30 protein-coding genes are annotated in these 26,220 nt (G+C 52.1%); 12 read left to right on the plus strand and 18 right to left on the minus strand.

Going from position 1 to position 26,220, the window contains the following annotated elements:
• Positions 1–119: 119 nt before the first annotated feature.
• Complete coding sequence (gene flgA / locus Hfont_RS07125) at positions 120–839, minus strand: flagellar basal body P-ring formation chaperone FlgA (RefSeq protein WP_112991565.1); 720 nt, start codon at positions 837–839, stop codon at positions 120–122.
• Positions 840–1,024: 185 nt separating this feature from the next.
• Between flgA and flgB the strand changes: the two genes are divergently transcribed.
• From flgB to flgL, 11 genes are all read left to right on the plus strand, one after another.
• The gene (gene flgB, locus Hfont_RS07130; protein WP_112991566.1) at positions 1,025–1,444 is read left to right on the plus strand and encodes a flagellar basal body rod protein FlgB; all 420 of its coding nucleotides are present in this window, start codon (positions 1,025–1,027) and stop codon (positions 1,442–1,444) included.
• Between the two features lie 2 nt (positions 1,445–1,446).
• Positions 1,447–1,851 carry a flagellar basal body rod protein FlgC gene (flgC, locus tag Hfont_RS07135; RefSeq protein WP_112991567.1) on the plus strand — a complete coding sequence of 135 codons (405 nt, stop codon included), beginning with the start codon at positions 1,447–1,449 and terminating at the stop codon, positions 1,849–1,851.
• A gap of 19 nt (positions 1,852–1,870) precedes the next feature.
• Positions 1,871–2,542 (plus strand): flagellar hook assembly protein FlgD, encoded by a 672-nt coding sequence (locus tag Hfont_RS07140; protein ID WP_112991568.1) that lies wholly within the window; start codon positions 1,871–1,873, stop codon positions 2,540–2,542.
• Between the two features lie 49 nt (positions 2,543–2,591).
• Complete coding sequence (gene flgE, locus Hfont_RS07145) at positions 2,592–3,842, plus strand: flagellar hook protein FlgE (protein ID WP_112991569.1); 1,251 nt, start codon at positions 2,592–2,594, stop codon at positions 3,840–3,842.
• Between the two features lie 104 nt (positions 3,843–3,946).
• Positions 3,947–4,687: a flagellar basal-body rod protein FlgF gene (gene flgF / locus Hfont_RS07150; RefSeq protein WP_112991570.1), complete on the plus strand. Its 741-nt coding sequence runs from the start codon at positions 3,947–3,949 to the stop codon at positions 4,685–4,687.
• A gap of 69 nt (positions 4,688–4,756) precedes the next feature.
• A complete protein-coding gene (flgG, locus tag Hfont_RS07155; protein WP_112991571.1) occupies positions 4,757–5,539 on the plus strand; it encodes a flagellar basal-body rod protein FlgG in 783 nt (260 codons plus the stop codon).
• A gap of 79 nt (positions 5,540–5,618) precedes the next feature.
• Entirely contained in the window at positions 5,619–6,287 is a 669-nt protein-coding gene (locus Hfont_RS07160; protein WP_112991572.1) for a flagellar basal body L-ring protein FlgH, read from the plus strand.
• A gap of 130 nt (positions 6,288–6,417) precedes the next feature.
• The gene (locus tag Hfont_RS07165) at positions 6,418–7,470 is read left to right on the plus strand and encodes a flagellar basal body P-ring protein FlgI (protein WP_241523028.1); all 1,053 of its coding nucleotides are present in this window, start codon (positions 6,418–6,420) and stop codon (positions 7,468–7,470) included.
• A 7-nt stretch (positions 7,471–7,477) separates the two neighbouring features.
• On the plus strand, positions 7,478–8,407 hold the full coding sequence (gene flgJ, locus Hfont_RS07170; RefSeq protein WP_112991574.1) for a flagellar assembly peptidoglycan hydrolase FlgJ: 930 nt from the start codon (positions 7,478–7,480) through the stop codon (positions 8,405–8,407).
• Between the two features lie 126 nt (positions 8,408–8,533).
• Positions 8,534–10,471, plus strand: coding sequence for a flagellar hook-associated protein FlgK (gene flgK / locus Hfont_RS07175; RefSeq protein ID WP_112991575.1), 1,938 nt, complete (start codon positions 8,534–8,536; stop codon positions 10,469–10,471).
• 15 nt (positions 10,472–10,486) lie between these two features.
• Entirely contained in the window at positions 10,487–11,701 is a 1,215-nt protein-coding gene (gene flgL, locus Hfont_RS07180) for a flagellar hook-associated protein FlgL (protein WP_112991576.1), read from the plus strand.
• Positions 11,702–11,753: 52 nt separating this feature from the next.
• Here the strand turns inward: flgL and fliR are convergent, their stop codons facing one another.
• From fliR to fliF, 13 genes are all read right to left on the minus strand, one after another.
• Entirely contained in the window at positions 11,754–12,548 is a 795-nt protein-coding gene (gene fliR / locus Hfont_RS07185) for a flagellar biosynthetic protein FliR (protein WP_112991577.1), read from the minus strand.
• Positions 12,549–12,582: 34 nt separating this feature from the next.
• Complete coding sequence (gene fliQ, locus Hfont_RS07190) at positions 12,583–12,852, minus strand: flagellar biosynthesis protein FliQ (RefSeq protein WP_112991578.1); 270 nt, start codon at positions 12,850–12,852, stop codon at positions 12,583–12,585.
• Positions 12,853–12,862: 10 nt separating this feature from the next.
• Positions 12,863–13,609, minus strand: coding sequence for a flagellar type III secretion system pore protein FliP (gene fliP, locus Hfont_RS07195; protein ID WP_277740104.1), 747 nt, complete (start codon positions 13,607–13,609; stop codon positions 12,863–12,865).
• A 10-nt stretch (positions 13,610–13,619) separates the two neighbouring features.
• Positions 13,620–14,057: a flagellar biosynthetic protein FliO gene (gene fliO, locus Hfont_RS07200; RefSeq protein WP_112991580.1), complete on the minus strand. Its 438-nt coding sequence runs from the start codon at positions 14,055–14,057 to the stop codon at positions 13,620–13,622.
• Complete coding sequence (gene fliN / locus Hfont_RS07205; RefSeq protein ID WP_112991581.1) at positions 14,054–14,479, minus strand: flagellar motor switch protein FliN; 426 nt, start codon at positions 14,477–14,479, stop codon at positions 14,054–14,056. Before fliN ends, fliO begins: the two co-directional genes overlap by 4 nt.
• Positions 14,472–15,470, minus strand: coding sequence for a flagellar motor switch protein FliM (fliM, locus tag Hfont_RS07210; protein ID WP_112991582.1), 999 nt, complete (start codon positions 15,468–15,470; stop codon positions 14,472–14,474). Before fliM ends, fliN begins: the two co-directional genes overlap by 8 nt.
• Positions 15,471–15,473: 3 nt before the next feature.
• Positions 15,474–15,974, minus strand: coding sequence for a flagellar basal body-associated protein FliL (gene fliL / locus Hfont_RS07215; protein WP_112991583.1), 501 nt, complete (start codon positions 15,972–15,974; stop codon positions 15,474–15,476).
• A gap of 387 nt (positions 15,975–16,361) precedes the next feature.
• Entirely contained in the window at positions 16,362–17,558 is a 1,197-nt protein-coding gene (locus tag Hfont_RS07220; protein WP_112991584.1) for a flagellar hook-length control protein FliK, read from the minus strand.
• Between the two features lie 23 nt (positions 17,559–17,581).
• Entirely contained in the window at positions 17,582–18,022 is a 441-nt protein-coding gene (fliJ, locus tag Hfont_RS07225; protein WP_112991585.1) for a flagellar export protein FliJ, read from the minus strand.
• A 35-nt stretch (positions 18,023–18,057) separates the two neighbouring features.
• Positions 18,058–19,488: a flagellar protein export ATPase FliI gene (gene fliI, locus Hfont_RS07230; protein WP_112991586.1), complete on the minus strand. Its 1,431-nt coding sequence runs from the start codon at positions 19,486–19,488 to the stop codon at positions 18,058–18,060.
• Entirely contained in the window at positions 19,488–20,198 is a 711-nt protein-coding gene (gene fliH / locus Hfont_RS07235; RefSeq protein WP_241523029.1) for a flagellar assembly protein FliH, read from the minus strand. The genes fliI and fliH overlap by 1 nt, the downstream gene beginning before the upstream one ends.
• Entirely contained in the window at positions 20,191–21,186 is a 996-nt protein-coding gene (gene fliG / locus Hfont_RS07240; RefSeq protein ID WP_112991588.1) for a flagellar motor switch protein FliG, read from the minus strand. The genes fliH and fliG overlap by 8 nt, the downstream gene beginning before the upstream one ends.
• Positions 21,179–22,897 (minus strand): flagellar basal-body MS-ring/collar protein FliF, encoded by a 1,719-nt coding sequence (gene fliF, locus Hfont_RS07245; RefSeq protein ID WP_112991589.1) that lies wholly within the window; start codon positions 22,895–22,897, stop codon positions 21,179–21,181. Before fliF ends, fliG begins: the two co-directional genes overlap by 8 nt.
• A 264-nt stretch (positions 22,898–23,161) precedes the next feature.
• Between fliF and fliE the strand changes: the two genes are divergently transcribed.
• Positions 23,162–23,512 carry a flagellar hook-basal body complex protein FliE gene (gene fliE, locus Hfont_RS07250; protein ID WP_112991590.1) on the plus strand — a complete coding sequence of 117 codons (351 nt, stop codon included), beginning with the start codon at positions 23,162–23,164 and terminating at the stop codon, positions 23,510–23,512.
• A gap of 119 nt (positions 23,513–23,631) precedes the next feature.
• Here the strand turns inward: fliE and Hfont_RS07255 are convergent, their stop codons facing one another.
• From Hfont_RS07255 to Hfont_RS07270, 4 genes are read right to left on the minus strand one after another with little or no spacing between them, the layout of a single operon-like run.
• Positions 23,632–24,387, minus strand: a complete 756-nt coding sequence (locus Hfont_RS07255) for a flagellar brake protein (protein ID WP_112991591.1) — start codon at positions 24,385–24,387, stop codon at positions 23,632–23,634.
• 54 nt (positions 24,388–24,441) lie between these two features.
• On the minus strand, positions 24,442–24,726 hold the full coding sequence (locus Hfont_RS07260; protein WP_112991592.1) for an EscU/YscU/HrcU family type III secretion system export apparatus switch protein: 285 nt from the start codon (positions 24,724–24,726) through the stop codon (positions 24,442–24,444).
• Between the two features lie 5 nt (positions 24,727–24,731).
• Positions 24,732–25,874, minus strand: coding sequence for a flagellar hook-length control protein FliK (gene fliK / locus Hfont_RS07265; RefSeq protein WP_112991593.1), 1,143 nt, complete (start codon positions 25,872–25,874; stop codon positions 24,732–24,734).
• 4 nt (positions 25,875–25,878) lie between these two features.
• Positions 25,879–26,217: a flagellar protein FliT gene (locus tag Hfont_RS07270; protein WP_421800985.1), complete on the minus strand. Its 339-nt coding sequence runs from the start codon at positions 26,215–26,217 to the stop codon at positions 25,879–25,881.
• Positions 26,218–26,220 lie beyond the last annotated feature (3 nt).

The raw sequence follows: 26,220 nt of genomic DNA on the forward strand, positions 1-26,220 counted from the left end.
ACATCACTCCGTCTGGTTCGCGGCAAAACGCCTATCTCATGTCTGGTCTATCGGCGTTATCGCGCTAAACTTTAGTACTAAATGGAGCAAGGGTAAAATTTTGCGTCTTAATTTCATTGTTAATAAGTTAACTCAACAATCCCGCCCAACTTGGCAATGCCGCTAATAACTTGACCGGTAGTGGTTCTAACCTGCGTCAATTGCCCTTCGTTCGCATTATTCAATGCACGCGCTTCGCTCGATACACTGAAACCAGCGCCATTCACGATCACCCGTACTGCCTGACCTTGCTGAATTGCCTGCTGGTTGCGCAATGCATCCTGGCGTAATGGCGAACCTAATCTGATGGAATTCGCTACCGTGCGGCCTATCGCCTGCGACGCATCGGTAATGATGCCGGCCGGCATCGCAGTCAAATCACCTTTTACCTTGGCGATATCAGCTTGCGTAATGTTTTGTCCCTGGGCCAGCGGTACTGCGGCGACTACATAATCGCCATGCACCTGTACTTTGGCCGATACATAAATTGTCCATGGTGATGGCACGCTGCAACGTATGCCTACTGTAGTTTTGCCCCATGCCTTGCTGGATGGCGGGAAAAATGCCTCCGGCGTTGTACATGTCGGCAATTTCATGCGCGGATCAATCGAGCCCACAGTCACCTTGACTTCGCCCGGCAGACCGGAAGCCTGCGTGCGCAGGAACTGTTCTGCCGTTTGCTTCAACGCGCCAAGATCCTGCCGTGCTTCCGGCTCGGCGACCTGCGTGACGGCGGACTGGGCCGACAGCGCGAAAGGAAGAGCAAGAGCGACGATTGCGAAATTGAAAGAGAGTTTCATGGCGGCCAGTGGTTGGATTGCACGACCATGGTACTGATTTAGTGTTCAGCCAAAACCGTGAATAGCATGGATTTTTGTCTTCTTATCGTTTGATCGACGTGACAAGGTGCTCCGTATGATCAACGCTATAGAAATCCATTACAGGCGCGGGGAAGATTCCCTGAATGCACACTTCGGAGGTCGTAATGATCGGAAAACTTGATGACATGATGCGCTTTCAGGAAACTGCCCTGAATCTGCGCGCGCAGCGCCAACAGTTGCTGGCATCGAATATTGCCAATGCGGATACGCCTAATTACAAGGCGCGTGACGTCGATTTTAACAAGGCATTGCAAGGTGCGCTAGCCAAAAGCACCAGCGGTGCCACATCGCCGGCCGAGCTTGCGAAAACGTCAACCACGCATCTGACTTCCAGCGTTAATAAAACCATAGGCGGTGCGCCTTTGCTGTATAGCAATACAGCGCAAGGTAATGTCGACGGCAATACGGTCGACATGGATGTGCAGCGCAATCAGTTTACCGATAACGCGATGCGCTATGAAGTCGGCATTACGCTGGTCGCTTCCAAGATCAAGGGTATGCTTACCGCTATTCAGGGGCAATAATCATGTCGCTATTTAATATCTTCAATGTCGCCGGTTCGGCCATGAGCGCACAGAGCCAGCGCCTGAATGTGGTGTCCAGCAATATCGCCAATGCGGACAGCACCACCAGCGCCAACGGTCAGACCTATCGCGCCAAGCAGGTTGAATTTCAATCGGTGCCCATGTCTGGTGCAACGTCAACCGGCGTCAAAGTCAATCGCGTCGTCGAAGACGCGTCGCCATTGAAAATGGTGTTCGATCCCAAGCATCCCAACGCCGATGAAACCGGCCACGTCGCGATGCCCAATGTCAATGTGGTAGAGGAAATGGTCAACATGATTTCCGCTTCACGCTCTTATCAAACCAATGTCGAGACCATGAATGCGGCCAAGACAATGCTTCTTAAAACACTGACGCTCGGTCAGTAAATAATAAAAAGGAATAATCATGGCCGCCATCAGTAATACCTTGCCGCAATCATTGCTCGATGCAATGAATCCAAAGGCAGCTTCCGCGGCATCGACCGCAGCAGAAGCGCAGGACCGGTTTTTGACTCTGCTGGTTACGCAGATGAAAAATCAGGATCCGTTGAATCCTATGGATAACGCACAAGTCACCAGCCAACTGGCGCAATTATCAACCGTTACTGGTATCGATAAATTGAACAGCACAGTGGAATCGCTGATGGGTAGTTACCAAACCAGTCAGACGCTGCAAGCCGCATCGCTGATCGGTAAAGGTGTACTTGCTCCGGGTAATCAAACCGGTCTGTCGGAAAAACAGGCACTGATGGGTGTCGAGTTTCCATCCGATGTTGATAGCGCGACCATCGAGATCAAAGATGCATCGGGCAAAGTAGTGCAGACGATCGATCTGCCAGCGCAAAAAGCCGGTTCCCAGCCGATTATCTGGAACGGCAAAAAAGCCGACGGCACCGACGCTCCTGATGGAACTTATACATTCGATGTCAAGGCCACGCTTGCCGGCAAAACTGTCGAAACCACTGAGCTGCAATTCGGTATGGTGGCTACGGTTACCACCGCAGCTGGCCAAGCCGTCAAGCTGAATGTCCCGGGTTTGGGCGAACTCGAATTGTCCGATATTCGCCAGTATCTTTAATGCAGCGCAATCCTATTGAATTAAACCTTCACCGTCAGGAGAAAAAAACATGAGTTTCCAACAAGGTTTGAGCGGATTGAATGCCGCAACCAAAAGTCTCGAAGCAATCGGCAATAACGTCGCCAATGCGAATACCGTCGGCTTCAAGCAATCGCAGGTTCAGTTTTCCGATGTCTATGCCAACTCGCTGGTTGGTTCCGGTGGCACACAGATCGGTATCGGTACGCAGGTGTCGCGCGTCGCCCAGCAATTTTCACAGGGTAACGTTACCGCTTCCAATAACCCGCTCGATATGGCGATCAACGGTGGTGGTTTTTTCCGCATGAGTAACAACGGCGCGATCAGCTATGCACGTAACGGTCAGTTCATCCTGAGCAAGGAAGGCTATATTGAAAGTGCTTCCGGTCAGCGCTTGACGGGTTACCTGGCAGATGCAAACGGTACGGTAGCGATCGGTGCTCCGGGTGAGTTGAGGATAGACAAGGCCGATCTGGCACCTGCTGCTACGACCAATTATGAATTGAAGCTGACACTGGATTCGCGCAAGGCAGTTTTGCCGGCTGCCAGTTTTGATCCTACCGATCCGACCACGTTCAGCGATTCGACTTCGGTTCCTGTTTTTGACAGCCTCGGTAATTCCCACATATTGCGTACTTTTTATGTCAAGACAGCGAGCGGTGCAGCTGGTGCTACATGGACCGTTTTTGCGACGAATGATGACGTGCCTATCGGTTATGTTCCACCAGCAGCTCCGGTGCCACTTGGTACGATGGACTTCAATAACGGCGGCGTGCTGACTGGTACGACACCATCGCCTCTGGTCGCGGCAATGGCCGTGACCAGTGGTGCGGCCACACCTTTTAATATTTCGATTGATAGCACCGGAACTCAGCAATTCGCACAAGATTTTGGTGTGGCCAAACAACTGCCGGATGGCTATGCCGCCGGCACATTGACTGGTTTCAGCGTATCGACAAATGGCGAGATCGTCGGTCGTTACACGAATGGCCAAGTCAATATTCTCGGACAAGTCATCCTGTCGTCTTTCGCCAATCCTAACGGTCTGCAAAACATTGGTGATAACCAATGGGTAGAAACCGCTGAGTCTGGTGTGCCGCTGACAAGCACACCTGGCAGCAGCGGCTTGGGCGCGGTCCAATCTTCACGGGTTGAAGATTCGAACGTCGATTTGACGGCTGAACTGGTCAACATGATTACTGCACAGCGCTATTACCAGGCAAATGCACAGACGATCAAAACGCAGGATCAGATTTTGCAAACTCTGGTGAACTTGCGTTAAGACAGAAGTTGAGCTGAATCTGAACTGAGCCCAGGTTCTGGCAGTGATGGTAGTCGCATCAGTCGTTTTAAAAAAACTGATGCGACTGATCCAGGAGAAATGAGATGGATAGACTGATTTATACCGCGATGTCGGGTGCCAAGCAGATCCTGGAACAGCAGGCGACGGTGTCCAATAATCTGGCCAACGTTTCGACAAACGGTTTTCGCGCACAACTGGATACCTTTCGTGCGGTGCCGGTGGTCAGCAATGGCTTGCCTACCCGCACCTTCGTGGTGGATTCGACGGTAGGTAGCGATTTTCGTGCTGGCTCCCTGCAGCAAACCGGTCGTCCGCTGGATGTTGCGCTGGAAGGTCAAGGCTGGCTGGCGGTAGAGCGTGCCGACGGTAGCGAAGGTTACACGCGCAGCGGCAGTTTGAAGGTCAACGAGAACGGTGTGCTGCAAACACAAAATGGTTTGAATGTGTTGAGCGATACCGGACCGATCACGATTCCGCCGGATGTGGTGCTGTCGATTGCGAAAGACGGCACGATTTCTACCGTGGAAGCACGTACTGAACCCGGTGTTTCAATTCAACTGGCACGCTTGAAGCTGGTCAATCCGCCCACGGAAAATCTGGTGCGTTCCGACGATGGCTTGTTTGTGACGAAAGACGGTGAGCCGGCCGAGGTTGATGCAAACGTCACGGTGGCGGGTGGTTATGTCGAGAGCAGTAACGTCAATGCGGTTGATGCAATGGTCAACATGATCAGTCTTGCAAGACAGTTCGAGCTACATATGAATATGTTGAAGCATGCCGAGAGTAATGCGGCGAAAGCTACTGAATTTCTCGCTTTGAATTAATGCGGCTACGCGCAAAATGAGAATGGACGCAAAGTCTATTGGCAGTTTGCCGAAATATTGGAGAAAAAAATGATTCGTTCCTTATGGATTTCAAAAACAGGTCTGGATGCGCAACAAACGCAGATGGACGTCATTTCCAATAACTTGGCAAACGTCAGCACCACAGGTTTTAAACGTACACGTGCCGTGTTCGAAGACTTGCTGTACCAGACGATACGTCAGCCTGGTGCTGCCTCGTCGCAGCAAACCAATTTGCCTTCGGGTTTGCAATTGGGTACAGGTGTACGTCCGGTTGCGACTGAACGTATTCATACACAAGGTAATTTGCAATTGACGGGTAACTCCAAAGACGTCGCGATCAATGGTCCCGGTTTTTTTCAGGTCTTGCTGCCGGACGGTACAACAGCTTACACACGTGACGGTTCGTTTCAAACGGATGATCAGGGGCAGCTGGTTACTTCCAGCGGCTTTCCGATTCAACCGGCGATTACCATCCCTGTCGATGCTACCGGTTTGACGGTGAGCCGTGACGGTATTGTGTCGGTCAAGCTGGCAGGTACTGTGGCGACAACTGAAGTTGGTAACCTGCAATTGGCGACCTTCATCAATCCGGCCGGTCTGGAAAGCAAGGGCGAAAATCTGTATGTTGAAAGCGGCGCATCCGGCAATCCGAATACCAACACACCAGGCACCAATGGCGCCGGTGTCATGGTCCAGAATTACACAGAAACATCGAACGTCAACGTGGTGGAAGAACTGGTCAACATGATCCAGACCCAACGCGCTTACGAAATCAACAGCAAGGCAATTACTACTTCGGATCAAATGTTGCAGCGTCTGACGCAGATGTAATACGTGACGTGATGCACTCACGCAGAAGCTAGTCAGTGCGAGTAAAGCAGCAAGAGTAAAACGAGGTAAAGGATTTGTGATGAAGAATTATTTTGTGATGATGGTTGCAGCAAGTGCGTTGCTTGCCGGCTGCGCAGTCATGCCGGAAACCATAGTGCAGACACCATTAACGGCGCGTCCTCAGGCATCGAATACGATTGCCCCGCCGGCGAATGGCGCCATTTTCCAAAATGCGGCTTATCGTCCGATGTTCGAGGATAGGCGTGCGCGTCTGATTGGCGACACCATCACCATCATCATTAACGAGAAGAGTTCGGCAGGTAAACTGGCGGGTAGTTCCGCCAGCAAAACCGGATCTGTGGCTGCGAGTGCTCCAAATATATTCGGCTTGTTCAGTTCTGTGACCGGACGTCTGAATGCAAGTGCATCGAATGCTATTAAGTATGAAGACAAAGGTGCGGTTACTTCGAGCAATAATTTCATCAGTACATTGACGGTTACCGTGATCGATGTGCTGTCGAATGGCAACTTGATCGTGGCTGGCGAAAAGCAGGTTTCTCTCGACAAGGGTTCTGAATTCATTCGCTTCTCGGGCGTGATTGATCCAAGCACTGTCAACTCCGGCAACATTGTTTCATCGACGCAAGTTGCCGATGCAAAAATCGAATATCGCACCAACAGCACTGTGGATGGCGCCGAAGTGGCATCGATGCTGGCACGCTTCTTCCTCAGCGTACTGCCTCTCTGATTCTGTTTGAATGATTCTGTATGAGGCGCAAGGAATACAAATGAAAACCGCAATCAGCACGAGAAGCACACTGTCCATTTTAAGAAAATCACTGCGGGTCATCGCTTGTTCAGCGTGCCTGTTGTTGCCAATGGCATCACATGCAGAGCGTCTGAAAGATCTGACCAGCGTACAAGGCGTGCGGCAGAATCAATTGATCGGTTACGGTTTGGTGGTCGGTCTGGATGGCAGCGGCGATCAGACTACACAAACACCGTTTACCGTACAAAGCATCGTCAGCATGTTGCAGCAGATGGGCATCAATCTGCCGCAAGGTACTAATCTGCAATTGAAGAACGTCGCCGCCGTGATGGTGACATCTTCGTTGCCAGCGTTTGCACAACCTGGTCAAACTCTGGACATTACCGTTTCATCGATGGGTAATGCAAAAAGCATACGTGGCGGTACCTTGTTGATGACCCCGCTTAAAGGTGCGGATGGTCAGATTTACGCGATGGCGCAAGGTAACGTTGTCGTCGGTGGTGTCGGTGCGGCAGCGAGTGGCAGCAAGGCACAGATCAATCATTTGAGCGTAGGCCGCATTTCCGCAGGTGCGACGGTCGAGCGCGCGGTAGCAACGGCATTAGGGCAGGGCGACGTTATTTATCTTGAGTTGAAAGAAAGTGATTTCTCTACAGCGAGCCGTGTCGCCGATGCCGTCAATGCACGTTTTGGTCCACAAACTGCTTCTGCCCAAGACGGTCGTGTGATTCGCGTTATTGCGCCGCCAGATAACAATGCACGTGTGGCTTTTCTCGGCGCGCTGGAAAGTATCAATGTCACGCCAGCACAAGTAAGTGCCAAGGTCATCATGAACGCGCGTACCGGTTCAGTCGTAATGAATCAAGCGGTGACACTGGATAGTTGTGCTGTATCGCATGGCAATTTGTCGGTCGTGATTAATACGCAGCCTGTCATCAGCCAGCCTGCGCCATTCTCTGGCGGACAAACAGTGGTTGCACAGCAATCGCAAATTGAAATCAGCAAGGATCCTGGCAAGGTCATCCTGCTGAAAAACTCCACGTCGCTGGCAGAAGTGGTGAAGGCCTTGAATTCGATAGGTGCAACACCGCAGGATTTGCTGGCAATTCTGCAAGCGATGAAAGCCTCGGGTTCGCTGCGCGCAGAATTGGAAATTATTTAATCGTCACATGATTACGCCTGCAGACAATTCGAGTAACAGTCTTGCTATCGATGCCAAAGGCGTCGAGGCGCTGAAGCAATCGGCGCGGCAAAACTCGCCCGAGTCGATCAAGGCTGCGGCCAAGCAATTCGAAGCACTGTTCATGAACATGATCATGAAGAGCATGCGCGAAGCGACGCCGCAAGAAGGTGTGTTCGATAACCAGCAAACCAAGATGTACACATCGATGCTGGATCAACAGTTGAGCCAGAACATGGCAAGCCGCGGTGTGGGTTTGGCGGATGTATTGATACGCCAGCTGTCGGGCAATCAAATGAATGCAGCAGTGGCGAGTGAAAACGCTGCAACGCAAAATGGTGGCGCAGACGACTTGAGCTCCAGTTTGAAAACAGACTTGCTGCGTTCGCTATCAGAGCGCGCTGCACGCGCACCGCAACGCACATCGGGAGATGAGGCTGTCGCTGCAACTGATAAACCCAAGCATGTGCAGGCATTCCAGGACAAACTTACCGCGCATGCGGAAGAGGCCAGCAAGACTACCGGTATTCCCGCTAAATTCATGCTGGGCCAGGCTGCGCTGGAAAGCGGCTGGGGCAAGCATGTCATACGTACCGCTGATGGCGGCACCAGCCACAATCTGTTCGGCATCAAGGCAACAGGCAGTTGGAAAGGGAAGACCGTGGATGCGGTTACTACTGAATATGTAAATGGCGTTCCGCAGAAACGCGTAGAAAAATTCCGTGCCTACGATTCTTACGCAGATTCATTCCGCGATTACGCGAAATTGCTGCATGATAATCCACGCTACGAAAAAGTATTGGCTAATGCCACTGACGTAAAAGGCTTTGCACAGGGTTTGCAAAAGGCCGGTTACGCCACGGATCCCAAGTACGCAGAGAAATTGACCAACCTTATCAATCGAAATCTTTCAGCCTGACCGTTTGAATTGACGTAACAAGCGATGCAACTCCATGCCTTGTTAAAGTTGCAATATCGTCGTCAAAGGCTCAAGTTTTCCATCGATATGCCGTTCACACCGATATAGCGTTCAAAGAAATAGACCATGGCCAACATTCTCAGTATCGCGAATAGTGCACTTGCCGCAGCCCAGGCGGGGCTTGCCACGACCGGGCACAATATCGCAAACCAGAAGACACCTGGCTATAGCCGACAACTGGTGATCCAGGCGTCATTGGGCGGACAAAATCTGGGTGGCGGTTATATTGGCAGTGGTACCACGGTAGAGACCGTAAGACGCGTCTATAACGATTTCATCGCTACACAAGTCGTCGCTGCGCAAGGTAGTGCCAGTCAGCTGCAAAGCTACGCTGATCAAATTAGCAAGATCAATAACATGATGGCCGATTCGAGCACTGGCTTAACACCAGTGATTCAGGATTTTTTCAAAGGCATACAAGATCTGGTTGCCAATCCTGGTTCTGCCGCATCACGTCAGGCCATGTTGTCGGGTGCAGAGTCATTGGCAGCGCGTTTTCAGACGATGGATGGCCAGTTTCGCTCGATACGCGAAGGCGTGAACACAGAAATCACCGCCAGCGTTACCAACATCAATGCCTACGCAAAACAGATCAGTCAATTGAATAATGCGATTGCAAAAGCGCAGAATTCCGATGGACAACCACCTAACGATTTGCTCGATCAGCGCGATTTTCTGATTGGCGAATTGGCGAAGGAAACCAAAGTAACGGTTAACAAGCAGAGTAACGGTTACAGCGTGTTTGTCGGTAATGGTCAGCCTTTGGTAGTTGGCACGACGACCTATGAGTTGACGACTGTTGCATCATCAACCGACCTCGGACGTTTGGAAGTCGGCTATATCACGAATGGTACGACGGTTACCCTGCCGGAAAATTCGATGACAGGTGGCAAGCTGGGTGGCTTGTTTGAGTTCCGCAGTAAATCGCTGGATCCAATGCAAAACTCTTTGGGTCGCATCGCGCTGGGTATAGCGGAAACCTTCAATGCGCAACATCGCCTTGGACAAGATCAGAATGGCGCCTTGGGCGGTGATTTTTTTAACTCGGCACAACCGGCCGTCAATTCCGATTTCAATAACACCGGCACTGCAGTAGTCGGTGCCACGATCAGCAACGTCAGTGCACTGACTACCAGCGATTATCGTGTGTCATACGATGGCACCAATTACAGCGTAACGCGGCTTTCCGATAATGCGTCTATGTATTCAGGCGCGACTTTCCCAACGGCCACCATTGATGGCGTGGATCTGACCATGACGTCCGGTCCGATGGCAGCTGGCGACAAGTATGTTGTTCGGCCTACAGTCAATGGCGCGGCTGACTTCAATGTGTTGATCAAGGATTTGTCGTCGATTGCCGCCGCCACACCTATCGTTACCGCTGCAACGACTACCAATACCGGTACGGGCGCGATCAGCGCCGGCTCCATCAATGCTGCCTTTACTGCAGCGACTGTCGCTACACCTGTAACGCTGACTTACAACGCAGCAGGCGGCACTTTGACCGGTTTCCCTGCGGCGATGCCGGTGACAGTAACGACGAACGGCGTGGCTACAACTTACGCTGCAGGTGCGCCGGTTCCATATACCGCTGGCTCGACTATTTCGTTTGGCGGTGCAGAGATCAAACTCAGTGGCGTGCCGGCAGATGGTGACACATTCAAGATCAGCGCAAACGTCAATGGTAGCGGCGATAACCGCAATATGCTGGCGCTGGGTGAATTACAAACCAAGAATATTTTGCAAGGTGGGACCGCAAACTACAACACAGCTTACAGTCAGTTGGTCAGTCTGGTCGGTAACAAGACGCGCGAATTGCAGGTCAATAGCGCTGCTGAAGGTGGTTTGCTGAAAAGTTTGCAAACTACACAGCAATCGGAATCGGGTGTGAATCTGGATGAAGAAGCGACCAATTTGCTGCAGTATCAACAGGCGTACCAGGCAGCTGCCAAGGTGATGCAGGCTGTGAGTGACATGTTTGATATTCTGGCTTCCTTACACTGATAGGAACACTTAATCATGCGTATCAGTACAAATACAATGTATGAGTTGGGCTCGCGTCAGATCAGCGACCTGCAGTCTGCATTAGTCAAGACACAGCAACAGGTTTCCAGCGGTATGCGTATTTTGACGCCGGCGGATGATCCTGTCGCGGCAGCAGCAGCATTGGGTATGGATCAGGCTTTGGCCATCAACGATCAGTTTGCGCTCAATCGTTCTAACGCTAAAAGCTCATTATCTGAAGAAGAAAGCATTTTGCAAAGCGTCACTTTGCTTTTGCAGTCGGTCAAGGATGTTGTGGTTGGTGCCGGTAATGGCGCGCTGGATGACCAGCAGCGGCAGATGTATGCGACCCAGTTACGCAGTAATTTTGATGAATTGATGGGGCTTGCGAATTCACGCGACAGCAGTGGCAATTATATTTTTGCCGGCTATCAAACAGGCGTACAGCCATATAATCAATCTGCCACCGGTGCTACTTATAGCGGTGACCAGGGACAACGCTTGCTGCAGGTGGGGGCGGCGCGTCAAATGGCAGTGAGCGATGCGGGTTCTACCGTATTTGAAAGCGGCATGAACGGCAATGGACGTTTTGTTACTGCAGCCGGCGCAGCCAATACTGGCACTGGTTTGATCAGTACCGGTGCGGTAATCGATCAGACGCAATTGACTGGCAATGACTATGCCGTCACGTTCTCTATCGATGCAGCTGGTGTCACGACCTATCTGGTGACAGAAACGCCACCGCCGGCGATTCCGGCTACGCCACAACCCTATGTGAGCGGACAAGCGATCAGTTTTGGCGGCATGCAATTCGACATTAAAGGTGCACCAGCGAATGGTGATACTTTTAGCGTGAAACCTAGTCAAAAACAAAGTGTTTTCACGGTAATTACCGATCTGCTGGCAACCATTTCAACGACTTCGGTTGGCGCTCAAGGGCAAACCCGATTGGCGAATGGTCTGGCTGCAGCAAATAACAGTATCGCCAATGCGCTTGATAATGTATCTGCTGTACGCACGACAATAGGTTCGCGCTTGAAGGAAATCGATAACCTCGATAGCGCAGGATCTGATTTGAAAGTCAAATACACAGCGACTTTGAAGCAATTGCAGGAAGTCGATCCTGTAGAGGCATATTCAAGCTTTACGCAGCAACAGTACACACTGGAAGCAGCACGTCAGTCGTTTATCAAAATCTCCGGCTTGTCACTGTTCAATATGTTGAACTGATTGAATGGTTTGTTCTTGTTACGGCAAGAACAAACCATTCAAAACCATGCGCTTACTGCTGCAGCGGTGCCAGCGCCACGGTAATTCTTCCCATCGCATCGATTCCTTCCTGCATCAGATTGATGAACGGATTCATCAAGTAAGGCAGCACGACGCCTATCATGATGAAGCCGACGCCTATCGTGATCGGAAAACCGATACCAAAAATATTCAGTTGCGGTGCGGCGCGGGTCAAGATTCCGAGCGCGATATTCGTGATCAGCAGGGCGGCGACCATAGGCAGGGACAGTTGTACGCCTGCGCTGAAAATCCGCCCGCCCCATTTGACGATTTCGAACAAACCCGCAGTCGAAACGAAGCTGCCCGTAATCGGCAAAAGCTCAAAGCTTTTTGCAAGTGTCGATAGCACTACCAGATGCAGGTTAGTGGCGAGATAAATCATCAAGATCAACAGTGCCAGGAACTGGCTGATTGCCGAGGTACGCGCACGCGTTTGCGGATCGAAAAAACTCGCGAAACCCAGGCCCATCGTCATGCCGGTAATTTCACCCGCCATTTCAACGCCGGCAAACACAATCCGCATCGCAAAGCCCATTGTCAGGCCTATCAGCAACTGCTGCATCAAAATCAGAAAGCCGGTGGACGATATCGGATCCATCGCAGGCATGGCCGGGACGGTAGGCGCAATGATCAACGCCAGCATGATGCCGAGGCTGATCTTGACGCGCGCTGGGACGCTGACATTGCCGAACAAGGGCGCGACAGCAATCAATCCCATGATCCGTGTAAGCGGCCACAGAAGTGAGGCGATCCAGGTATTGAGTTCGGCGCTGGTGATGCTGATCATGCGATCGGTGACTGCGAGAGAGACGGCATTGCCGCTAGCTGACCAGCAGTGGGATATTGGTAAACATTTCGCGCATGTAATCCAGCATGACGGTCAACATCCACGGACCGGCAATCACCAATGCGACAAAAATCCCAACTAGTTTTGGAATGAAGGAAAGCGTGGTTTCATTGATCTGTGTTGCCGCCTGGAAGATGCTGACAACCAAGCCGATCGCGAGTGCGATCAGCAACATGGGCGCTGCCACCATCAAGGTGACTTCAATTGCATGGCGCCCCATAGTCATAACGCTTTCGGGAGTCATCGCAAAATCCTCAGTAAAAACTCTGTGCCAGCGAGCCGATCAGCAACTGCCAACCGTCGACCAGTACAAACAGCATCAGCTTGAACGGCAATGCCACAATCGATGGCGACACCATCATCATACCCATGGACATCAGCACACTGGCGACCACCATATCGATGATCAAGAATGGAATGAAGATGGCGAAGCTGATTTGAAATGCGGTTTTCAATTCACTGGTGATAAATGCCGGTACCAATATACGCAGTGGAATATCTTCCGGACCTTGCAATTCCGGCCCTTTGGATAATTTGACGTACAGCGCCAGATCCGACTCGCGCGTCTGCTTGACCATGAAGGTTTTCAAGGGGGCGACAGCCTTCTCCATGGCTTCTTCCATCTTGATCTTGTTGGCAGTGAAGGGCTGGTAAGCATCAACATAAATTTTGTCCAGCACTGGGCTCATGACAAACAGGGTCAGAAATAGCGCGAGGCCGATAATGACTTGATTCGGTGGCGAGCTTTGTGTGCCCAGTGCCTGGCGCAATAAAGACAACACGATGATGATGCGCGTAAAGCTGGTCATCATCAGCAGCACGGCAGGCAGGAATGACAAGCCGGTCAGCAGCAATAGTGTTTGCAGGCTGAGCGAATAAGTCTGGCCGCCACCTGCAGTTGGCGTGCTGGTAAATGCAGGCAAGCCTGCTTGCTGTGCCATCGCTGCCATAGGCAAAGCCAGCAATAGCGGCAGTGTTGCGGTCAACAAACGACGCAGCATAGGGGATGAATTATTGGGCATTGCGTTTTTCGATTGTTTGCGCGAGCCAGCTCGAAAAGTTTTTCGATGGTGCTGCATCGGTGACTATCGTTGTTTCCTGCTTGGCCATCGTGGCCAGTGCATTGACGCGACCTGGTGCAACGCCGACGACTATCCATTGATCGGCTATTTCGACCACCATGACGCGCTCGCGATTGCCGACGCTGACACCACCGATGATTTTGATTTGCGCAGCGTTATTGCCTTTGGCGGTATTAAAACGACGTAACACCCATGCTGCGGCAGCCATCAAACCAAGTACCACCAGCAAACCCAAGGTGACTTGCATCAGATTGCCGGCCGTGGATGTGGCCGATGTGCTGGTGGTCGCTGCCGTACTTGCAGCAGTTTGCGCGTGAGCCGCGCTTATCGAAAACAGTGCAGCTAAAAAGGAAAAAGCACGAATCATCTGTTCAACTTGCGGATGCGTTCAGACGGAGTGATGATATCCGTCAGGCGGATACCAAACTTGTCATTGACGACCACGACTTCACCCTGCGCAATCAAACAGCCATTGACCAAGACGTCCATCGGTTCACCTGCCAGGCCATCGAGTTCGACAACCGAACCCTGTGCCAATTGCAGCAGATTTTTGATAGCGATTTTGGTACGGCCAAGTTCAACCGTCAGTTGCACTGGAATATCGAGAATGAAGTCGATATCGTTGTGCGTGCCGGTCTTCATGTCGCCGCCGGCAAAATCCTTGAATACGGTCGCCGTTGCCGGTTTAGGAGCAAGTGCAGCAGCTTCCGCTTCTGTCTGCTCCTGCTCGGCCATGGCCGCACCCCAATCGTCTTCTGCGATGCTTTGGGATTCGTTTTCGTCACTCATGTTCTTCTCCTTGCAGTGAGTCGTTTGCGCTGTAGATCAGTTTTTCCACACGCAATGCATATTGGCCATTCAATTTTCCGTACGAACATTCCATTACCGGTACGCCATCGACTTCTGCAGTGATGTGATCCGGTACGGCGATCGAGATGACATCGCCGACTTTCATGTTGAGGATGTCGCCCAGCGTGACATTGGCCGAGCCCATGTTCGCCAGAATTTCTACTTCTGCAGTCTGGATCTGCTGCGTCATCAGACGTATCCAGCGCTTGTCCATTTCCAGCGTTTCGCCCTGCATGCTGCTGGTCAGCAGATCGCGGATCGGTTCGATCATCGAGTAGGGCACGCAGAAATGCAGATCGCCGCTCACCGGCCCCAGTTCGATTGTGAAGGTGGTGGCAACCACAACTTCATTCGGCGTCGCAATGTTGGCGAACTGCGTATTCATTTCCGAACGGATGTATTCGAACTCGACCGGATACACAGGCTCCCACGATTTTGCGTAGGTTTCGAAAATGATTTCGAGTATGCGTTGAATGATGCGTTGTTCAGTCTGGGTAAAATCGCGGCCTTCGACGCGGGTATGGAAGCGTCCATCGCCGCCGAACAAGTTATCGACCAGCAGGAACACCAGATTTGGATCGATGACGATCAAACCGATGCCGCGCAGCGGCTTCATGTGCATCAGATTCAGGTTGGTCGGTACGACCAGATTGCGTATGAATTCGCTGTATTTGGAAACGCGCACAGGACCGATAGAAACCTCAGCACTGCGGTGCAGGAAGTTGAACAGGCCGATGCGCAACAAGCGTGAAAAACGTTCATTGATAATTTCCAGCGTCGGCATGCGACCGCGCACGATACGCTCCTGGGTCGCCAGATTGTACGGACGTACGCCCGCTGAATCTTCTGGTTTGCCAGTCTCATCCTGATCGCCGTTGACACCCTTTAGAAGGGCATCAACTTCTTCTTGTGAGAGGAAATTATCGGCCATGGTTTATTGCACGACGAATGAGGTAAACAGTACGTTGCTTACCTTGATGGTCGGTCCTTGTGGTGTAAACGGTTGCTTGAAAATGTTTAAAATTTCATCGGACAACTTGTTCTTGCCTTCGACGCTCAAGATTTCTGAAGCCTTTTTACTCGACAACAGCAGCAACATGCGACTACGCACATGCGGCAGATATAACTTGATTAACTCAACTTGAGCCTGATCAGAAACTTGCAGCGTCACGCTGGTTTGCAAAAACTGTTCGCCGTTTTCAGCCTGCAGATTGACGGTGAATGCTTCCATGGGCAAAAACACAGGTGGCTTTGCGTCCGCGGTTTTTTCTGCAGCATGTGCCGGTGCTACCGCTTTTTGAGTCATGAAATACCATGCACCAGCGCCACCACCAGCCAATAGGATAGCCAAAGCAAGCACGATAATCAGTGTTTTTGATTTTTTCGGCTTTGCTTCGTCCGCGCTGGTTGCTTTAGGAGCTGCTTTTGTTGCCATCTGTTTTCCTCAAGTGCGGAATGCTTTTTTTCATGCATACCATTATTAAAAAAAAACGACACACAGGATGCATTGAAAAGAGAGGGGAACATGACGCATATCGTCGTATTCACGCTTTCCCGTCCTGTGGTCGCTTCTTTTCGCGAGTACCGTAAGGCCAAAAAGTCGCCAATTACAGGATCCCTGCTTAAGGTGCTATTAAACCATTATTAATTGCGACAGACACCCGCATCGTGCGAAAAAACAATACGATTTTTGATGGACGTATGCGAGTGCGTCATCGGATCCAACGCCAAATTCGCAAGATGAGTTGAGTTGTGGGTACACGGGACTTGCATGGGAAAGGCCAAGTCTTCGCGAAATGGCTTGCGTGCTTGGCGGAACTACTCAGGCAAACGTGTCGACAATGCCGTTGCCGACAGTCGGAACAGGCACGTGACTGACATGAACGACAGGTTCAGCTGCATTGCTGTTTTGACCCGATTGGCGTCCGCCCTGGCGTTGTTCGCTGAAGGCGTTTTGCTGATTCTGCGTACCGGCACTAACGTTGGACTGGCCGAGTTGAATGCCGGCGTCGTTCAGCATCTCGCGCAAACGCGGCATGGCGGCTTCCAGCGCATGCCGGACTTCAGGCTGATGTGCAGTGAAGTTTGCGGTGGCCTGATTATTGGCGACGTTCAAGGTTACTTGCATAGGGCCGAGATCGGGCGGGTTCAAGGTCAGGGTCGCGGTTTGTTGCGCACCCTGAACCATCCACACTACTTTTTGCCCCAGTGCTTGGCTCCAATCCGGGCTGCCGACTTGTGGTGCCAGTTTATTGGAGTGTACGGCGCTTGTTTCAGCCAACTGCTGAAGTGCAGCAGTGCTGACGGCGGCGATGGCTTGCGGATTGGCTACGGTTTCAGCTGTTTTTGGCACTGCGATGGCGACGGCTGCTGCCAGGTCGACTTCGGGTTTTGCCGATGTCGCAGCTGCGACTGGTGCTTTGCTGCCATCGCCGGCTGCTGTCGCTGCTTTATCAAGTGCGGCGACGAAATCAGATTTTTTGCCTATCGCGTCTTTTTCGCTGATGGTCGTTGCAGTCGTACCGATGCCGAGCGTGGTATCCAGCTTGGCATCTATATCGGTGATCTTCGCGCTTGCGGCAGTTTCAACAGCAGCATCTGTTACAGGCGTTTGTGCAACTGCTGTATTGGCTTGCGTCAAGGCCGCCACAAAAGCGAGCAACTCGGCGGAAGGGCCGGCGACGATCGCATCGGCATCTTCTTTTTTGCCATCGACGAGCGCTGCCGCTTTGTCGTCATCCGTAGCTTTGGCAGCATCAGTGGTGCCAGACGCTTCGCTTGCATTGCCTGCGTTGTTAGTAGTGCCGTTTGCCGATTTGTCGTCTTTGCCTGACGTGTCTTTTTGTGTGTTTTTGCTTACTTCATTATTTGTGTTGCCAGCATTGTTGCGATCGGCGATTTCACGCGTAAGAACCTGATTGAATGCGCCAGCCTCGGACGAAGCAGATGCATCCTGCTTGCTGTTGTTCGCCGCTGGAGTCAATACGGCAAGTGGGCTATTGATCGCTGGAGTATTCATTATTCTGCCGCCTGTTTGGTCGTTTATCTTTTGTACAGATACTGTCTTGCTGCGTGTTCGTCTGTCTGTTTTTGGTCGCGCTTGTTTTCTGCCAGTTGCTTGGCTTTCAAAGCCCGATTTGCCAATGTTCCGTATGACATGCGTTTGCGTTCGCTGGCTTGCCATGCCGATCGTTCGCGATCTACACGTGCATGAGCATCCCGCACTACCAATTGCTGACCGCTGATTGCCTGTTCCAGCTTGTCCATGAAAATCTGAAAATTGCGGTAGCCCATTGCAGTCAAACCAGTCGTCAGGTTTTGCTGAAAACGCGCTGAATAATCGTCGCGATATTGCAGCAGCAAGGCCAGCTTTTGTTCTGTTTCCTCGGCCGCTTTCATGCAGCGTCCCAAACGTACAGCAGCCTCGTCAGTCTCCTTGGTTGCCAGTTCTATCAGTGTGTCCAGTGCAGAGGAGGTGGCCATTTTGGGTAATTATATTTTTTGGTGGAGAAATTCCATCACGAGAATAGCGAGGCAAGTTGCCCCAAGCTCTCGTTTATGTCGCTACGTTCAGTAATATCCTGTTGCAAGAATGACTCTATTTTGCTGTTCAGGGCGATCGCCTCGTCCAGTACAGGGTCAGAACCTGCACTATAAGCGCCTACGCTGATCAAGTCACGATTGCGCTGGTAGCGCGAAGTCAGCTGCTTCAGTTTACGGGTCTGCTTTTGATGATCCGGCGCTGTAATGTTGTGCATCGCGCGGCTGATCGATTGCTCGATATCGATAGCAGGATAATGTCCGGCTTCGGCCAAAGATCGGTTCAACACGATATGGCCATCCAGAATCGCACGTGCCGCATCGGCAATCGGATCCTGCTGATCATCGCCCTCGGTCAGTACTGTATAGAAGGCGGTGATCGAACCGCCACCTTCCTTGCCGTTACCGGCGCGTTCCACCAAGGCTGGCAATTTGGCGAACACCGATGGCGGATAACCTTTGGTCGCAGGTGGCTCACCAATCGCCAAAGCAATCTCGCGTTGCGCCATGGCGTAACGTGTCAGCGAATCCATGATCAGTAAAACGTCTTTGCCTTCATCGCGGAAATGTTCAGCGATTGCAGTTGCATAAGCAGCACCTTGCAGTCGCATCAGTGGTGGCGTATCTGCCGGTGCGGCAACCACGACCGAGCGCGCCAAACCTTCTGGTCCCAGGATTTGTTCGATGAATTCCTTGACCTCACGACCCCGTTCGCCGATCAGCCCGACCACGATGACATCCGCAGTGGTGTAGCGCGCCATCATGCCGAGCAATACGCTTTTACCGACGCCGGAACCTGCGAACAGGCCCATGCGCTGACCGCGTCCGACCGTCAACATGCTGTTGATTGCACGCACGCCGACGTCGAGAATGTCCTTGATAGGCGCACGCGATAAGGGGTTGGCTGCACGCACGTTCAGCGGCGCAGCATGGGTAGCATTGAGCGGGCCAAGATTGTCGAGCGGCCGGCCAGCGCCATCGAGTACACGTCCCAACAATTCGATACCTACCGGCAGGTGACGACCTCTATCACTGGGACGGCGGCGCGGATGGCTTACTGCGCCAGGACGTGGCAGCGATTGCACGACTTCAATAGGATAGACGCGTGTGCCCGGCACGATGCCTTCGACATCGCTTTGCGGCATCAGGAACAGTTTGTCGTTTTCAAAGCCGACCACTTCAGCTTCGATGCGCGCGCCGTTAGAAAGGGGAATCGTGCATGCGCTACCGACCGCCAGTTTCAAGCCGACGGCTTCCATCACCAGACCGGCAACGCGTGTGATGCGGCCGGATACCAGCATCGGTTCGGCGATATCCAGCAAGGTGCCGCAATCGCGAAGATAGGCTTGCCAGCGGCTGCTGTTGGGCGCGGCCGGTTTGGATGTTGCGGATGGCGGGGTGGAGGACATTAGACGAGCCAGTCGGCATCTTTGCCGAGAGTAGCGGCGATGCGCTGCCAGCGGGTCGATGTCGTTGCGTCGATTTGATTCGTCACGGTTTCGACGCGGCAGCCGCCTCTATCCATATGGATATCTTCAACAATGCGCCAACCGGCTGTATTCAATTCATCGTTCATGTGCGTGGTAACGATAGCCGCATCATCAGGATGCAAATGCAGCAGGGTAGGTTGCTGCAAAGTCGGCAGATAATGTATCGCTTCGCGCACGATGGGAATGATTAATTCCGGACGTACATTCAATGCAGTTTTCAGCATTGCTTTGGCAAGATCCAGCGACAGGTCCAGCATATCAACCGCGATCAATTCATTAGCCTGCGCAACCTCGGTACCGAAGGCTTCAGCAATTTGCTGCAAACTGAGTCTTTCCTGTTCTGCCAGTGCGCGTCCTTCGGTCAATCCGACAGCACGGCCTTCTTCCATCCCGCTTGCATAACCTTCAGCATGCGCTTGCGCGCGCGCTTCTTCTATCTGTTTGGCCATCGCAGCGATGTTGGCCATTTGTGCTGACGCGGCAGCATTTGCGGCTGCTTTTTCTGCGGCGATACTGGCTTCGCTGTTGTGCTGCCCGGTCTTGCCGCCGTTCGGTTTTTCTTCGCCGAACGAAGTCATTTCCCAGCGTTGATACGCCGATTGTTTTTCTTTTGGGATGACGTCAGACATAAGCATCTTCCGCTTTGCCGCCTATGGTCAGCTGACCTTCGTCGGCCAGGCGACGCACGATTTGCAGGATTTCTTTTTGATTGGCTTCGACCTCGGACAAACGCACAGGGCCTTTTGATTCGAGATCTTCGCGCATCATTTCGCCTGCACGTTGCGACATGTTCTTGAAGAATTTTTCGCGCAATTCCGGTGTTGCACCCTTGAGTGCGATGATCAGCGACTCGGACTGAACTTCGCGCAGCAGCAGCTGAATGCCGCGGTCTTCGATATCCATGATGTTATCGAACACGAACATTTCGTCCATGATTTTTTGCGCCATATCGTTGTCGTAACCTTTGAGGTTGGCCATGACCGATATTTCGTTTTCACCATTGAAGAAGTTGAGAATTTCTGCCGCTGCGCGTATGCCGCCCATCGGTTTTTTCTTCAGGTTTTCATTGCCGGTCAACAGTTTGGTCAACACTTCATTCAGTTCGCGCAAGGCGGCTGGTTGCACACCGTCGAGTGTGGCAATGCGCAACACGCAGTCATTGCGCAGACGTTCGGTAAAGTGATCCAGCACTTCGCTGGCTTGATCACGTTCCAGATGGACCAGAATGGTGGCGATGATTTGCGGATGTTCGTTGCGCACCAGATCGGCGACCGATTGTGCATCCATCCATTTCAAACTTTCAATGCCGCTGGAATCGCGCGCACCAAGTATGCGATTGAGTAGGGAAGCGGCCTTGTCGTCGCCCAATGCCTTGGTCAGTACGTCGCGTATGTATTCATCCGAATCGAGGCCGAGCGAAGTGTTTTTTTCTGTTTCACCGCGGAATTCGCTGAGGACGGAGATAAGTTCCTGGCTCTGGATAGCTTTCATCGTCGACATCGCTGCACCGAGTTTTTGGACTTCACGCGGGCCCAGATACTTCATCACTTCGGCAGCTTCGTTTGCGCCGAGCGCAAGCATCAAGACCGCGCCTTTATGTATGCCGTTATCACTCATTTCCCACCCACGCTTTGACGATATTCGCGACGACTTTCGGGTCTTTCCTGGCGAGTTCTTTGGCAGCTTCCAGATTTTGCTGGTAGGTGCGTTGTTCGCCCATCGGTCCGACTTCCTCTTCCAGTTCTTGAACCCTGCTGATCGGTTCACCGCTTTCATCTGTCAATACCAGTGGCGGTGGGTTCAACTTCTTGAGCATAGGCTTCAATACTTTAAGGTACAAGATCAACAGTACGATGCCAAGCAACACATACTTTGCTCCTTGTATGCCCATGTCTATCACTTCAGGACGTTCCCAGAGTGGAGGTTTGGCGGCTTCCGCCTTGTCTACGCCGGCAAACGGGCTGTTGACCACATTCAGCGTATCGCCTCTATCCTTGTTGTAGCCCATTGCTTCTTTCACCAGATCGGTGATTTGGGTTTTCTCGACTTCACTTAATGGCAGAACGCTGACTTTGCCGTCTTTACCGACGACACGCTTGTAGTTGACGACCACTGCGACGGACAGACGTTTCAAGCCGCCCATAGGTTGCTGAACGTAGCGTACGGTTTTGTCTACTTCGTAATTGGTGGTGATATCACGTTGTGTTGGCGTAGCAGTTGTGCCTGCTGCAGCTGTCGCCGCGGCGGCTCCTGGGGTGCCTGCTGCTGCAGCCGCTGATCCTGGCGGCGCTGGTGGTGGTGTGGTGTTGAGCGGCGCAGTGGCAGCTGGTGCCGGTTGATTGGTCAGTGCACCTGGAACACCGGTTGCGTTGTTGCCACCATTCGACGATTCGCTGCTTTGCATGCTGCGTACGGTGGCGCTGTTTGCTACCTGATTTGGTTTGTAGACTTCAGCCGCTTGTTCGCTGGTTGAGAAGTCGACATCGGCGGTGGCTTCCGCACGAATATTATTCAAACCGACGATGGGCGTAATGATCGATTCGATGCGTTTGGTAATACTTTGTTGCAGCTCTTGTACGTATTTGAGTTGCGATGGATCCAGCGTATTGGTGCCGGCAGGTTTATTGTTTTCAGACAGCAGATTGCCGGCCTGATCAACGATCGTTACGTTCTTTGGTGACAGTTCCGGTACGCTGCTGGCGACCAGATGCACGATAGCGCTGACTTGTTGCTGATCCAGGAAACGTCCTGGATGCAGATTCAGTAATACCGATGCGGTTGGTTTTTGCTGGTCACGTACGAAGACGGATGCTTTAGGCAAGGCGAGATGTACGCGCGCTGCTTGTATTGCACCGACGGATTGAATGGAACGAGCGAGTTCGCCTTCCAATGCGCGCTGAAAATTCACTTGCTCAAGGAATTGTGAAACGCCGAGCTTCTGGTTTTCCATCAATTCGAAGCCGACGCTGCCGCCTTTAGGCAAACCTTCGGCCGCCAGTTTCAGGCGGATTTCGTGAACTTTATCGGCAGGTACCAGAATTGCGCCGCCACCTTCTGCAAATTTGTAAGGGACGTTAGCCGCTTGCAGCGAGGTCATGATGGCACCACCATCACGATCCGAGAAGTTGGAAAAGAGCACGCGATATTCTGGCTTCTGGCCCCACAAGACCAAACCGATCATGACTGCAATGACAGCAGCAATACCTATCATTAACACGATCTTGCGACCGTTAGGCGACTTCGCCATGTCAAGAATGGTGCTCGGACTGTTTCCGCTTGATTCTGCGCCTAGGGGAAGGCCGCCTTCAGCTGCTACGACTACTGCCATGATTGTGCTCCTGCGCGGCGATCGTCAAATTGGACTGGGTTGTTCATCGATATTCTCGCTCTTCAAACTTTTTTCCGTAGCATGAATTGTCAAGGCTACGAGGAAATTCAATCTTTGGAATAGAGCAATGTTTCTATCCCTTATCAGACCGATTCAATTTGACGTGCGTGATAACTTGGCGAGGTAGCTTGGAATCCCTGTCTGGGGTCCAGATGGATGCCTTGAAGCAATTATAGTGCTCGGCTCGCACGGATGGAGAAAATGATGAAGGTCGGTGGAATTGATTCAACGGCAATAGATGCCATGGTCGCTCAGCTCAAGGCTGCGGCGGCCCGCTCGCAGCCCGCGGCTAATCTGATGGGTGCTGCTTCAGTTGAAAAATCAGCAACGAAAGTGGATTTTTCGCAGGCATTGAAGGCGTCACTTGATAATGTGGCCAGCGCGCAAAACCACTCGGACAAATTAGGTGAAAGATTTTCGTCGGGAGATGACAGTGTCAATCTGTCGGATGTGATGATTTCTATGCAAAAAGCGAGTATTTCTTTTCAGGCAACGGTGCAAGTACGCAACAAGCTGGTGTCGGCCTATCAGGAAATGATGAACATGCAGGTGTAGCGCCGGGATAGTGTTTTTGCAGTTTTTCAAGACGACTGTTGCGCTGTATCGTAGTCGCCTTTTGTAAGACCCTTGTGCCTCTAGCAGCAGGTTCCTGCTGATTACTCTCCGCTACTTACTTAACCCAGCCCGGTTGCCTTTGCATTCTGATCTCGTTCGAGCTTGGTAATGTACTTCTGTACCGCGCCCAATGTTCCATTGGATGGATTCACAAACGCACATCCTATTCGATTAATGACCTTGCCATTGGTCAACGTGACTTCCAGCAGATTGCGGATTTGCAAACTCACTGTCACCGTGCCGCCTGGCAAATCAATTCGGCAGTTTTCATAGATGCGACCTTGCGTTGTATCTATCAGCTTTTTCTCATCAACAATCGAAAGTCCACCGCCGCTGATATTGTGCAATGTCGCTACCACAGGAATAACCTGATCTTCTGTTCTGACAGGGATCGTGCAATACACGGGATTAGTGAAAGGAGTAGGGACGCGATAGAACTCGCGTCGTTGCAAGCGGACTACGTCGGTCGGCAATGGAATTAGGAAGGCAGGCAAACCTTCATATGTGCAGCTCTCCGCTGCAGGCGAGTGGAACAGAATACGGATATTTTCCAATACGGTTTCGAAAGATAATTTTTCGCTATCGAGGACGCGCTGGTTCATGATGGCGGTAGGTGCGCAATCCAGTAGAACCGTATTATTTGTTTCGTCAATGTTCAGAATTGAAGTGACAATTGTGTCGTGGCCGTGATTAATCAGCATCCGGACCAACTGATTGCGTTCACCTATGCTGCGCAGCAAGGCGATGACTTCCCGACGGGAACGAACCCGGTACGGGTTCAAATCATCATTTTCGTATTCACTAGCGAGAGTCATTATTCTTTTCAAACAGAGTACAGGGTATCGGTATCAAACTTTTTCAACTGATCATCATACATTGCCGTCGCGCTGTTGGGCAGCTTCGACGCGATATAACCACGCTAAAAGTTCGGCAACTGCACGATAAAGTGCAGGAGGAATATGGTCATCCAGTTCTACCTGCATGAGTAAAGCTACCAGCTCTTTTGATTCATGAACCGCGACGCCGTGCTCTTTTGCCCGTTCGATGATCTGTTCGGCGATCATGCCACGGCCTTTGGCGACAATGCGTGGTGCAGAATCGCCAGTCTGATAAGCCAGCGCTACGGCATTTGGTGGCGGCTTGAAGTTATCCATTGCAGTTATTCATTACGTCCGTCCGCTTGCTTGATCAGCAGAGAATCCAGCGTGGAGCCGGCAGAGTCCAGCGCGTCGGCCAATAACTTGCCGTGGTTTCTCAGCGTGGTGGCGGTTTCTTCATTGGGGGTGTTGACTTGTACTTGCACATGGTCGCCGGTCAAACGGATAGTCGCCGAGACCGATCCCAGGCTGGGCAGCGTAAAACGGACTGTGCTGTTCCATGATTTTTCTGGTTCGGACTGATCGGTTTTTTGTTCAGGCGTGTCGTCGGAAATTTCCCATTCCAGTGGCTGGCCGGGAAAGAGTTCACCTTGCCACATGATGCGGCGTTGCTCTAGTGTGTCGAGCTGCAGGCTGATGAGCTTGACGCCTTCATTACCCGATACATCCTGTTGTTTGCCGAGGAGCGGCACGGTGCTGTCCTGATCCGCCTGTTTGGTCTGTGAGGTACGCAATAAATCGGCTAAAGCGCGTTCACCGCCCACCCATTCACGTACATTCGACATCAAGCGGCCAAGATCATTGCCGTTAGTGTCAGCCGGTACGGCTTGTCCGTTGGCCGCAGGAGCGAGTGCTGTATTGCTCAGTTTTGCCGCAGGTTCGAGCAGTAAAGCACTCGCCGATCGTTCGCCTGCCGCCCATTGTGCGACGTGTGATTCGTAGAAGAGTCCGCTGAAGGCGACGGCATTTTGCAAGGCGCTGGCTATTTGCGGCGCGCTGGCGCCTGGTGTCGCGACGAGCGGGGTTTTCCCGACAACGGCGCTCGGCATGCCATCTTGTTGTGCAAGTTGCAGCATGTTGCCGATCAGACGTCCGGCATTGCTGATGGAAGTGGTCGCGCCTGCTTCTGCCTTGCCGAGGATGAACGTAGGGCGCGGCTGCGTTGCGAGCAAGGTGAGGTCTAGCGTGTCGCCGGCTTTGCTACCTGCCGGCAGCTTCATGCTGGCAACGGCATCGTCGACTTTGACCAGGAAGCTGCCATCGGTCAGGCGCGATAAAACCTGCGCCTGATACTCCTTGCCCAGCGTGAGTTGGAGCAGCCGGTCAACTGATTCCTGTCTGGCATGTCCCAGTGCATTTACCGGGGCGCTGGCTTCAACCAGGACTACGGGCCGGGTCCCTGTGATATCGGCCCGTGGCAGCATTTACTTATCCTGTTTGATTTGCACCATAAGCGCGATTGAGCTTGCGTTCGGTGCCGGTGCTATTGATCATCATCGACAATTTGTTCATCCACGGCTCGGTAATATTGCGGATTTCTTTATCGTCAGCGAGGATCTTCTTGATGATAGCAACCTTGCGTTCACGACTGACACCAGTCAATGGTACTGGTGATTCGCCGGTTTTAAGAATATTGACCTGGTCGGCACAACGTGACTCCAGCGTTGCCAGTTTTTCCCAATCACCTACGCGTGCAGCAGCCAGCATCTGGTCGGTGATAGTGGCGACGTTTTCGTACAGATAAATGACTTCTTGTTCGTTCATCATCGA

Source organism: Herminiimonas fonticola (genome assembly GCF_003293745.1).
Taxonomy (GTDB): Bacteria; Pseudomonadota; Gammaproteobacteria; order Burkholderiales; family Burkholderiaceae_D; genus Oxalicibacterium; species Oxalicibacterium fonticola.